Origin of the sequence: Pauljensenia sp. 20925_1_34 (genome assembly GCF_041432775.1) — a bacterium.
Taxonomy (GTDB): domain Bacteria; phylum Actinomycetota; class Actinomycetes; order Actinomycetales; family Actinomycetaceae; genus Pauljensenia.
The window spans coordinates 24,000-35,533 of sequence record NZ_JAPWAG010000015.1; the positions used below are offsets into that span (position 1 = coordinate 24,000).

Consider the following 11,534-nt stretch of genomic DNA (forward strand, 5'->3'; position numbering starts at 1 on the left):
CGCGGGGAGCGTTCCCGGGCCCAGGCCTCGTGAATCGGAAGGGACAGACAGGCTTAGCGCTGCCAGACTCCCGACTCATCGAAGGTGTAGACGCGTCCGTTGATCGTGTGCGTGCCGGTGAACATGGCGCCATCAGGTCCCAGGTAGTACCAGGCGCCGTCCAGGTTCAGCCAGCCGGTGCGCATCGAACCCGAGGAGTTCAGGTAGTACCACGAGCCGCCGACCTGCACCCAGCCGGTGTGCATGTCGCCCGAGTCGCCCAGGTAGTACCAGGAACCGCGGTCGAAGAACCAGCCGGTGGCCATGGTCTTCGTGGCGGGATCCAGGTAGTACCAGGAGCCACCATCGCGCACCCAGCCGCCCACGAGAGCGCCCTCGGAGTCGGCGTACACCCACTGGCCATCAACGCGCTTGAGGAAGCCGGTCATCATGTAGCCGGATGGTCCGAACTGGTAGTCGGAGCCGTTGATCGTGAACCACCCTGACGTCAGGTAGTCGGTGCCGTTGGCACACACGTACCACCAGCCCACGGCATCCTTGGCCCAGTGACCGCCGGCGGGGTCGGTGCAGGGCAGCTTGACGCCCTCGTTGCCGGTGGGCAGGTCGACCGTCTTGGGTTCGGAGTGGTTCAGGCCGTAGTCCCAGGCGAGCAGGTACGGGTGGGCGATAACCTCGCCGGAGCCGCCCTGGTCGGTCCAGGCCTGGGAGAGCTCGGACATGGGGATCTCGAACTCGTAGCGGTACCTGCCGTCGTCGCCCTTGACACCGTCGGTGTCAGAGAAGACGTGGCGGTAGAACCACAGGCCGTCGGCCGGGTCGTGCAGGTCGATGCCGGCCAGGGGCTTGTTGTCGGTGACCGTGACGAGCAGGCGGGCGTTGCCGCCCTCCTCCGTGTACTCCAGGTTGGCGACCTCGGGCGCGGCCGTGTCGATGCTGAAGTTGTACGAGATCGACTGCTCGGCCTGCGAGGGCCCGTCGTTGTGCGCAGAGAGCGTCAGCGTGTAGTCGCCGTCGGGCAGGTTCTTGTACGCGTCGGAGCGCAGGTCCAGGGTCGTGGGCTCGTGGCCGTCCTCGACCCAGGTCATCTTGCCGGTGCTGGGGTTGACGCCGGACTTCCAGACCTGGTGGGTCACGTACGAGGCGACGGATTCACCGGCGGCGTTCGCGTACACGGTGTTGAGCGTGTGGACGCTGCGCAGGGTGCCGGTGCGCGGTTCGAGGACCGTGGGAGCGCCCGAGGCCTCGGCGCGGGAGAGGACGTAGCGGTCAGCCTTGGGCGTGCCGGTGCGCGCGTCGGCCTTGACCAGGGGGTTGTATCCCAGCAGCTGGCCCGTGGTGCCGTTGTAGATGCCCGAGGCCAGGGTGTGCGCTCCCCCGTCGGAGGCGAGGGCGTCGAAGATGGGGGCCTTGCCCCAGTCGCCGTAGAAGCCCATGTAGGGCACGGTCAGGTCGGGCTGTCCGTCAGTCTTCGAGGTGAGGCGCACGAAGCCGTCGAGGAACGTGCCGTTGGGCGCATTCTGCGCGACGTAGGAGTCGAAGGCGGCGCCAGGCGTGACGTCCACGCCCACGGTTGCCTCGCCCGAGGCGGGGACGGTGATGGTCGCGCCTTCGCCGGTGCCGCTCACGGCCGCGCCGGAGTAGGCGATGTCCACGCCCTTGCCTCGCCAGTCGGAGGAGTGGCCGGTGAAGAACCCATCCTCAACGATCTCGGAGAGCGCCTGCGTGTTCAGGGCGTAGGTGGCCTCGACGCCGGAGAGGTTGTGGAGGGTGACGTCGAAGTGCCATCCCTTGGTCCCATCCCCCAGGTCGGCCTTGGGTCGGGAGGACTCGGGAGCACCCTTCACGGTCGGGTACACGGACGAGGTCGTGGCAGCCAGGACGTTCGTCAAACCCGAGCCCTGCTTGCGCGGGGAGTACGGGTCGCCGGTGTCCTGGAGCGGGTCGGCGATGGGAGCGGCCGTGCCCATGATGAGGTTCTGGACGACGTCAACCTTCTCGCGCGCACTCATCGAGGCGAACAGCGGATCATTCTGGACGCGCTGCAGGACGACCGCGCTCACGCCCGCCATCTGCGGGGTCGCCATCGACGTGCCGGACATGAACTCGTAGGTGCCTCCGGGCACCGAGGAGTAGATGTTGCCGCCGGGTGCGGCGACCTCGGGCTTGAGGCGCAGGTCGGGGGTGACGCCCCAGGAGGAGAAGCTCGACATGGAGTACTTCGAGCTGGGTGCGACGACCTTGCCGGGGGCGACACTCAGGTGATGGTCGGCGGCGGCCAGCATGGCCTCGCCGTCCGCCTGCGAAATGAATGCGGCGGGCACGCCGTTCGTCGCCAGGCTCATGACGACGAGGGAGTCACCGGGAACGTTGTTGTAGACGATGAAGCCGGCGGGCTTGGAGCCTGCGATGTTGTCGAACTTGGTCTGGAAGGTGAGGGAGCCTCGCTTGACCAGCACGATCTTTCCGGCCAGGCCCTCAGGGTACTTGGCCTTGAGCGCGGCGCCGTCCTCGGCCGAACCGATACCGCCGTCGACATATTCGAAGGGGCCGCCGGTCAGGTCGGACAGGTCGGGCATCTTCTGACCGTCAGCGCCACCGGCCCGCTGGAAGGGAATGTCGCGGTCGCCGACGGTGAACGCGCTGTGCGCCAGCGAGTTATCGACGGAGGCGACGGAGACCACGGAGGAGTAGGTCGCTGGCTCGCACTGGGTGGAGGAGTCCGGGTCGGACGCGAAGGGCAGGTTCTTGCCGGAGGTATTGCCGTATCCGGCCGTGTAGTGGTTGCCGGCTGCCGCGTTGACGGTCACGCCCACGTCCTGCAGGCTCTTGAAGACGGTCGCGTAGACCGAGTCGGCCTCGTTGTCCATGCCTCCGAGCTGGCCGAGCGACAGGTTGACGACGTCGGGGTGCAGGATCACCATGTCGTCGAGTGCGGCGAGCAGCCCGGAATCGGTGATGTCGCCCTCGACGCTGCGCGCGACCTTGGCGACGATGATCTGCGCGTCGGGCGCGATGCCGACGATTTCGCCCGCGTTGGCCGCGGTGATGCCGGCGACGTGCGTGCCGTGCGATCCGGCTTGTCCGGTCGGCGAGGCGTCCGGGTCGTTATCCGCGTAGTCGTAGGCGAAGGGGAACTTCTCCGACACGTAGGTGCCGGTCTTGCCGTCGCCCAGCTGGGGGGTCAGGGACGCCACCTTGTCCGCCGAGAGCGCGGGGGTTCCCCCGAGGGCGCCCGCGAACGCCGGATGCGTCATGTCCACGCCCGTGTCGATGACGGCGATGACCTTCCCGTCGCCCTTCTGGGTGATCTGGTCGGCGTGCATCATCAGCTGGGCGCTGAGGTTGGCGGGGTCCTGGGTTGAGGTACGGGCGGAGTTCGTCGCTCCCTCGCCAGCGACCTGGTCGTCGGCATCCTCGACGCGGGTCTCGCGATCACGGAAGGCGGCCTTGACGCCGCTCGCCGCGCGGATCGCGTCGAGAGAGCCGGCGGGGGCCTTGAGCGCGAAGCCCCGCAGGGCGTTGTCATACTCGCGTTCCACCTGGGCGGAGGTTCCGGGGAAGGCGCCGGCCACGGCCTCGTTGATGGAGGCGAGGGAGGCGGCGCGGTCTGCACCGTCATTGAGCTGGACGATGATGCTCACGACGGCGGCCGAGTCGGCCTCGTCGCTCGCCTGGGCCTGATCGGCCTGGCTGGTCTGCCCGCTCTTCGAGGTCAGCGCGGTGTCGATGTCGCCCACGGGCAGGGACGAGGCCGTGGCCTGCTCGGTGGGTTGCGGTGGCGTGGGAGTCGTCGGCGCTGCGAGCGACGCCGGGCCTGTGGCCGCAAGCGCGCAGGCACCGACGAGCGCGAGGAGCGCCGTTGGTTTCTTCGTTGTCATGTGCGTAACTCCAATGTGTCGACAGTGGCCGTCCCTGGGGCGGAAGGGCTCCGCCGTGTCGGCCGCCACACCTAACATACCTCACGAACAACTTTTGACAAACTTTGTTTCACATTGGGGAACAATTGGAGAATATTTTACCGACAAACTGTGACGAGGCCCGGGAACACTTACATAGCAAGGTTCCCGGGCCTCGTGGCGATGATCGTCAGGCGCTAGCGCCTCGCTCTCATCCGACCCACGCACCGTTCTCGTCAAAGACGTAGGTGCGTCCGTTGATCGTGTGCGTGCCCGTCAGCATCGCTCCCGAGTAGGACAGGTAGTACCAGGAGTCGCCCACCTTGACCCAGCCGGTGGCCATCGCCCCGGAGGCCTTCAGGTAGTACCAGGAACCATCCACCTGCACCCAGCCGACGGCCATCGCACCGCTGTCGGACAGGTAGTACCAGGAGCCGCGATCGAGCAGCCAGCCGGTGCGCATGACCTTGGTGTCGGGATCCATGTAGTACCAGGAGCCGCCGTCGCTGACCCAGCCGCCCACCAGAGCACCCTCGGAATCCGCGTAGACCCACTCGCCGGAGGGACGCTGGAGGAAACCGGTGGACATGTAGCCGTTGGGACCGAACAGGTAGTCGGAGCCGTTGATCGTGAACCAGCCGCCCTTGAGGTAGTCCGTGCCGCTCGCACAGGCGTACCACCAGCCAGTGGAGTCGTGGGCCCAGTGTCCGCCCGTGGGACTCACGCACGGAGCGATCGGACCCTCGTTGTCGGAAGGCAGGTCAATCGTGACGGCCTCGGAGTGGTTGAGGCCGTAGTCCCACGCGAGCAGGTAGGGGTGCGCAATGATGTCGCCCTCGCCGCCCTGATCGGTCCAACCGAGCTCAAACTCACCCAGACCGATACTTAGGCTCTCGCGGTACCTGCCTTCGCTGTACCACTGGTGGGCGTCATCCTCAGTAACACTGCGGTAGAACCACAGTCCGCTTCCGGGGTCGTGCAGGGTAAAGCCGGCGATGGGTGACTCGTCACTGATTTCCAGATCGAGAACGGGGCCAGCCATATCACCAAGGTCCACGCTTGCCCGCTCGATGACCGGAGGCGTCGTATCGACGCGGAAGTCGTAGGAGATAGACTGCTCGGTCGGCGAAGGACCGTCGTTGCTGGCGGCAATCGTCACCTTGTACGCGCCATCGGGCAGGTTCTTGAACTCGTCGGACGTCAGGTCCAGGCCCCTGGACGCATGGCCTTGCTCCACCGCAGTCATGACCCCATTCGAGTCCAGGGCGGACTTCCAGTTCTGGTGAGACGTGTACGAGGCGACGACCTCGCCAGCCGCGTTCGTGTAGGTGGTGGTCATCGTGTGCACGGACCGCAGAGTGCCTGTACGCGGATCGATGGCCGTGGGAGCACCAGAGGCCGTCGAGCGTGAAATGACGTACTTGTCGGACTGGGGACGAACAGTACGCTCCGACACCTTGCGCAGGGGGTTGAACCCGAGCAGGTCTCCGTTCCTACCGTTGTAAATGCCCGAGGCCAGGACGTGCCCATCGCCCTCAGAGGCAAGCTGGTCAAAGATCGCGGGCTTACCCCAGTCGCCGTAGAAGCCCAGGTAGGGCACGGTCAGATCAGACTGACCCTGCGTGCGCGACGTGAAACGCACGAAGCCCTCCAGGAAGGTACCCGACGGCGCATTGTCTGTCACGTACTGGGCGAACGCGGATCCGGGGGTGACGTCGATGCCGACGGTGGCCTCGCCCTTCGCGGGCACAGTGACGGTCGCGCCCTCGCCGGTGGCCGAGGCAGCGCCGGAGTAGGCAATCTCCACGCCCTTGCCGCGCCAATCGGAGGAGCGCTCACTGAAGAAGCCGTCCGTCACGATGTCGGAAAGCGCCTGAGAGTTCATCTCATAGGTCGCCGAGGCGTCGGACAGGTTGTGCAGGACAACGTCGAAGTGCCAGCCCTTCGTGCCATCCCCCAGGTCGGCCTTGGGTCGGGACTGCTCGGGGGCACCCTTCACGGTCGGGTACACAGACGAGGTCGTAGCAGCCAGAACGTTCACCAGGCCGGATCCCTGCTTGCGCGGAGAGTAGTAGGCACCAGTGTCCTGGAGCGGATCGACGACGGGGGCGGCTGTGCCCATGATGAGGTTCTGGACGACGTCCACCTTCTCACGATCACTCATCGAGGCGAAGAGCGGATCGTTCTGAACGCGCTCAAGCACGACGGCGCTCACGCCGACGATCTGGGGCGTCGCCATGGACGTGCCGGACATGAACCCGTATGCGCCGTCAGGCACCGAGGAATAGATGTTGCCGCCGGGGGCAGTCACCTCGGGCTTGAGCCGCAGATCAGGGGTGACGCCCCACGAACTGAAGCCGGACATCGAATGCTTGCTGCTGGGCGTGATCGTCATGCCCTCAACGAGGGTCAGGTGATGGTCGGCGGCAGCCAGCATGGCCTGACCATCGGCCTGCGACATGAAACCGGCGGGCACGCTCAGCGTCGACAGGCTCATGACCATGAGCGCGTCGCCGGGGACGTTGTTGTAGACGAGGACGCCAGCGGGCTTGAGGTCTGCAAGGTTCGACACCTTCGCGTCGAAGGTCAGCTTACCGCGCGACACGAGCACGAACTTACCGGCCAGTCCGTCCGGGTACTTCTCCTTGAGAGCTTTCACATCTTCTTCGGAGGCGATTCCACCGTCAACGTACTCGTAGTCGCCAGCGGGCAGCTCGGCGATGTCAGCGATCTTGTCACCGTTCTCCGCGCGCGCACGCTGGTAGGCGATGTCTCGTCCAGCCGCCTTGAAACCGTTGGCCTGAAGCACGTTATCGAGGGAGGCAACGGCAACCACGGGGGCGTAGGAAGCGGGTTCATCCAGGGTCGAGGAGTCGGGGTCGGAGGCGTAGGCCAGGTTCTTACCCGAGTTGTTGCCGTAGCCTGCGGAGAATTCGTTACCGGCGGCCGCGTCGACTGCGACCCCCTTCTCCTGCAGCGTCTCGAAGATTCCCGCGTAGACGCTGTCGGCGGCGTTGTCCATGCCACCTGTCTGGCCGAGCGAAAGATTCACGACATCGGGGCGCAGGACCGCCATGTCATCCAGGGCGGATAGCAGCGCGGAGTCCGGGATACCGCCGCTGTCGCGTTCGACCTTCGCGACGATGATCTGCGCGTCGGGGGCCACGCCCATGATCTCACCGGCGTTACCCGCGGCGATACCGGCGACGTGCGTGCCGTGGGAACCTGCCGGGGACGCGTCGGCGTCATCGTCCGCGTAATCGTAGGCGAAGGGGAACTTCTCGGAGACGTAGGTGCCCGTCTTGCCCGCACCCAGCTGCGCGGCCAGGGAGGCCACCTTTCCCGCATCCAGGGCGGGAGTCCCGGACAGGGCACCGGCGAAAGCCGGGTGGGTCATGTCCACGCCCGTGTCGATGACGGCAATGACCTTGCCCGCGCCCTTCTGGGACACCTGGTCGGCGTGCATGATGAGCTGGGCGCTCAGGTTGTCGGGATTCTGGCCCGCCAGGCGCGCGGCCGCGAAACCACCCTCGGCGTCGGGCGTCACGTTATCGTCGACCTGAATCTCACGCTCGAGGAACGCGGCCTTCACGCCGGCCACGCCGCGGATCGCGTCAAGCGACCCAGCGGGGGCCTTCAGCGCGAATCCGCTGAAGGCGTTGGTGTACTCGCGGCTCACCTCGGCGGAGGCGCCCGGGTAGGCGGCTGCCACGGCCTCGTTCATGGCGGCGAGGGCGGCAGCGCGGTCGGTGCCGCTCGCCAGCTCGACAATGATGCCGACGACGCGCGCAGAGTCCTCAGCAGCGGAGGCCTGGGTCGGCGCAGCGGCCGGGGTCTGGCCGCTCTTCGAGGTCAGCGCGGTGTCGACGTCGCCGACCGGAATGATCGGTTCGGTCGCGGACGGCGCGGGCTGTGGGGTGGCGGGGGCGGGGGCGGGCGGCGACGCGATGGCCGCGGGCGCCACGAGCGCGAGCGCGCACGCCCCAGCGAGCGCAAGCAGCGCCACTGGTTTCTTCGGTGTCATAGTCGTAAAACTCCCATGTGTTGATGGAAAACCGATGGGGTGTCATGCAAAGTTCAACCCATCGGTCATTGTCTCGTAGGGTACACGACACAACAAGGGCCCTTCGTCAGCGTTCCACGTGCTGACAAGGAGCCCGTCCATAAACGAGGCCTGGGCCCGGAAACGCAGTCATCACAGCGTTTCCGGGCCCAGGGGTGTGTCAGGAAGGAGCTAGCAGGTCACTTGACCCACACGCCAGAATCATCGAACGTGTAACTCTGTCCGTCGATCGATTGCGTACCGGTGTACATCGAGCCGTCGGAGCCCATGTAGTACCAGCGGTTTCCGACCTTGACCCAGCCGGTCTCCATGGCACCGGAGTTGTTCAGGTAGTACCAGCGGCCTCCACGGTTGAGCCAGCCGGTGTACATGTAGCCATCGGGGCCGAAGTAGTAGTAGCGGTTGCCGATGAGGTACCAGCCGCTACGCAGGTAGCCACTGCCGTCGTTGCACACGTACCACCAGCGCGCTCCGTCGCCAACCCAGCGGCCGGACTTGTAGGGGGTGCACACGCCCGTGCCGGGGTTGCCGCCGTTGCCGGTGCCGGGCTGATCGCCCGTGTTACCGCCGTCGCCGGGCTGATCGCCGGTGTTGCCACCGTTGCCGGGCTGATCGCCGGTGTTGCCACCGTTGTCGCCAGGCTGATCCGCGCCGCCGCCGTTACCGGCGGACTGTCCCACCGTGGTGGCCTTGGAGTGGTTGAGGCCGTAGTCCCACGCGAGGACGTAGGGCTTGTTATAGCCGCCGCCGCGAATCTCGCTCATGTTGACGGTTGCCTTGTAGCGGTAACGACCGTTGGAGTAGGTCTGGTCGGCATCGTTACGGATGACGTCGCGGTAGATGTACTGGCCGCTGTTCGGATCGTTCACGGTGAAGCCTGCCAGCGGCGACTCGTCGCTGATCACGACCTCGAGGGTGGATCCACTCACCGTGGCGCTCTCGACGACCGGAGCCTTGGTGTCAACGCGGAAGTTGTAGGTGATGGACTGCTTGGTCGGAGACGGGCCGTCGTTGGTGGCGGCGATCGTCAGCGTGTACTTGCCGTCGGGCAGGTTCGAGTACTTGTAGTCGTTGAGGTTGATCGAGCGCGACTCGTGGTTTTCCTCAACCCAGCTCATGCGCTGCTCGTCGGAGTCGTACACCGACTTCCAGTTCTGCTTGGAGGTGAAGGAAACGATGCTCTTGCCGGCCTCGTTCGCGTAGGTCGTGGTGAGCGTGTGGACGCTTCGCAGCGTACCCGTGCGAGGAGCGATGGCCGTGGGCGCACCCGAGGCCGTGGAACGGGAGATCACGTAGCGCTCGGCGTTGGGACGACCCTGACGGTCGCGGCCCTTGACGAGGGGGTTGTAGCCGAGGAGGTTGCCGTTCGAACCGTTGTAGATGCCCGAGGACGCGGCGTGGCCGTCACCCTCGGAGACGAGCTGGTCGAAGATCGACGGCGTGCCCCAGGAGCCGTAGAAGCCCAGGTAGGGGACGGTCATGTCAGCCTGGCCATTCGTGCGCGAGGTGAAGCGCACGAAGCCGTCCAGGAAGGTGCCCGAGGGCGCGTTCTCGGAGACGTACTGAGCGAACTGGCTGCCGGGCGTGATGTCGATGCCAACGGTGGCCTCGCCCTTGGCGGGGACGGTCACGCTGTTCTTGGAGAAGGTGACGTTGACACCCTTGCCGTTCCAGTCGCTGGACGTGCCGGTGAAGAGGCCACCCGAGATGTTCTCGGACAGGGCCTGAGCGGACATGTCGTAGGTCGCCGCCGTGCCGGACACGTTGTGCAGGGTGACGTCGAAGTGCCAGCCGTTGGTGCCGTCGCCGAGGTCCGCCTTGGGGCGGGAGGCGTCGGTCGCGCCGTTGACGGTCGGGTACACGCCCGTCGTCGTGGCAGCCTGAACGTTGACGAGGCCTGCGCCCTGCTTACGCGGGGAGTAGTAGGCGCCGTTGCTGCCGTTCGGGTCGGTGACGGGGACTGCGGTACCCATGGTGAGGTTCTGCACCACGTCGACCTTCTGGCGTGCGGTCATCGAGGAGAAGAGCGGGTCGTTCTGGACGCGCTCGAGGACAACGGCGCTGACGCCGGTGATCTGCGGGGTCGCCATGGACGTGCCGGACATGTACTGGTAGCCACCGCCGGGCACGGCGGAGTAGATGTTGCCGCCGGGGGCGGTCACCTCGGGCTTGAGGCGCATGTCGGGAGACACGCCCCACGAGCTGAAGTCGGACATCTTGTAGGCGCCACGACCGCCGCGCGCGTTTTCGATGGAGGCAACCGACACGACGGGCGCGAAGGTGGAGGGCTCACCCAGGGTCGAGGAGTCCGGGTCGGAGGCGTAGGGCAGGTTCTTGCCCGACTTGTTGCCGTAGGCAGCCGAGTACTCGTTACCGGCGGCCACATCGACGATGATGCCGTTGTTCTGCAGCTTCTCGTACACGCCTGCGAACAGGGTGTCGGCCGCGCTATCCATGCCGGCCGTGCGGCCGAGGGACAGGTTCACGACGTCGGGCTTGATGATCGCCATGTCATCGAGAGCGGCGAGCAGGGCGGAGTCGGGGATACCACCGCCGCGGCTGCGCGCGACCTTGCCGACGATGATCTGAGCATCGGGGGCAATACCCGTGATCTGACCGCCGTTACCAGCGGTAATGCCGGCCACGTGCGTGCCATGAGAACCAGCCGGGGAGGCGTCGTTGTCATCGTCCGCATAGTCGTAGGCGAAGGGGAACTTCTCGGACACGTAGGTGCCGCTCTTGCCCACCTGGCGCGCCAGGGCAGCGCCCTTGGAGCTATCGATGGCGGGGGTTCCGGACAGGTTGCCACGGAACGCGGAGTGGTACATGTCCACGCCCGTATCGATGATGGCGACGACCTTGCCAGAGCCGGTCTGGGAGATGTTGGTGGCCTTCATCATGGCCTGGGCGGACGTGACGTCACCGTGCTGCGCGGCGCGCATAGCAGCCATGGGGCTGCTCTCGGCGTCGGCGGCACTGTCGGACTCGGCGGCGCCGGTGCCCTCCGCGTCGGTGGGCGTGTCATCGCCTTCGTCGCTCACGCGCGTCTCGTGGTCGAGGAACGCGCTCTGCACGCCGCTCACACCACGGATCGCGTCCATCGAGCCGATGGGGGCGCTCAGCGCGAAGCCTGTAAAGGTGTTGACGTACTCGTGGGTCACCTCGGTGGAGGCGTCCGGGAAGGCCGCAGCCACGGCCTCGTTGATGGAGGCGAGTGCGGCGGTCGTGTCGGTGCCGTCCTCCAGCTGGACGATCATGTCCACGACGGTCGAGGAGTCGTCCTCGACCGTGGCAGGGGCATCCTCGTCGAAGAGGGACTCGCCGTCAGGCGAGGTCAGCGCGTTGTCGACATCACCCACAGGAAGCTCGGGAGCGGGCTCGCTCGCCGCAGCCGCATCGGCGGCTGACTGTTCAGACTGGGCGGCGTCGGCATCAGAGCCGGCCTGGTGGATGAACGACCCCGGCATTGCAAGGGACGTGGGCAGCGCGATGGCAACCGCGCATGCGCCGGCGATAGCGAGCAGCTTCGCCGGTTTCTTCGGTGTCATATGTCTAACTCCAATGATGGTGTCGGT

At 66.2% G+C, this 11,534-nt stretch carries 3 protein-coding genes; all 3 read right to left on the minus strand.

The window, feature by feature from the left end:
• Positions 1–53: 53 nt before the first annotated feature.
• The 3 genes from O3669_RS06955 to O3669_RS06965 all read right to left on the minus strand — a co-directional run bounded on the left by O3669_RS06955 (position 54) and on the right by O3669_RS06965 (position 11,507).
• Positions 54–3,878, minus strand: a complete 3,825-nt coding sequence (locus O3669_RS06955; protein WP_371524166.1) for a S8 family serine peptidase — start codon at positions 3,876–3,878, stop codon at positions 54–56.
• Between the two features lie 229 nt (positions 3,879–4,107).
• A complete protein-coding gene (locus O3669_RS06960) occupies positions 4,108–7,920 on the minus strand; it encodes a S8 family serine peptidase (RefSeq protein ID WP_371524168.1) in 3,813 nt (1,270 codons plus the stop codon).
• A gap of 218 nt (positions 7,921–8,138) precedes the next feature.
• Positions 8,139–11,507 carry a S8 family serine peptidase gene (locus tag O3669_RS06965; protein ID WP_371524169.1) on the minus strand — a complete coding sequence of 1,123 codons (3,369 nt, stop codon included), beginning with the start codon at positions 11,505–11,507 and terminating at the stop codon, positions 8,139–8,141.
• Positions 11,508–11,534: the final 27 nt, after the last annotated feature.

What these genes read in the sequence shown, in the direction of transcription:
- O3669_RS06955 (WP_371524166.1), bottom strand. Translation starts at nt 3,878, where the DNA reads ATGACAACGAAGAAACCAACGGCGCTCCTCGCGCTCGTCGGTGCCTGC.
- O3669_RS06960 (WP_371524168.1), bottom strand. Translation starts at nt 7,920, where the DNA reads ATGACACCGAAGAAACCAGTGGCGCTGCTTGCGCTCGCTGGGGCGTGC.
- O3669_RS06965 (WP_371524169.1), bottom strand. Translation starts at nt 11,507, where the DNA reads ATGACACCGAAGAAACCGGCGAAGCTGCTCGCTATCGCCGGCGCATGC.